Raw genomic sequence first — 568 nt, forward strand, 5'->3', positions numbered from 1 at the left:
CCGCGTAGCAATGGCGGCACTACCGCGACACGCATGTGCAGTGGCAGGCCGGCTGGTCCAGCCTGCGCGGCCAGCAGGTGCGCCATGGCCTGCCGGACGGCTCCAGCCTGCTGCTGGACGCGCTCAGCAGCGCGCAGGTGGAGTATTTCGCCACGCGGCGCGTGGTGCAGCTGACGCAGGGCGCAGCCTTCTTCGAGGTGGAGCGGGACGAGGACCGGCCCTTCACCGTGCAGGCCGGCGGCGTGCGCGTCACCGTGCTGGGCACGCGCTTCGGCGTGGAACTGGCCACGGGCGCCCAGGGGCAGGAGCGGGTTACGGTGCAGGTGGAGTCGGGGCGTGTGCGCGTGCAATCCGATGCGGATGGCGGGCGCTTCTATGAATTGTCTGCAGGCCAGGGCCTGCGCATGGAAGGCACGGTGGCCACCCAGACCCGGGGCGATGCCGGGCAGGCGGCATCCTGGCGGCATGGCGAGCTGGTGTTTGCCGACGCCACGCTGGGCGAGGCCCTGGCGCGGCTGTCACGCTATGCGCCGTTCGACCTGCAGGCCACGCCCGAGGCCGCGCGCCT

1 protein-coding gene is annotated in these 568 nt (G+C 72.4%); it reads left to right on the plus strand.

Going from position 1 to position 568, the window contains the following annotated elements; genetic code table 11:
* Window positions 1-35 precede the first annotated feature (35 nt).
* On the plus strand, window positions 36-568 hold a 533-nt coding region (locus tag L995_RS05470; RefSeq protein WP_197065108.1), incomplete at its 3' end, for a FecR family protein.

The sequence above is a fragment of the Delftia sp. ZNC0008 genome, assembly GCF_000799035.1.
GTDB lineage: Bacteria > Pseudomonadota > Gammaproteobacteria > Burkholderiales > Burkholderiaceae_C > Comamonas > Comamonas tsuruhatensis.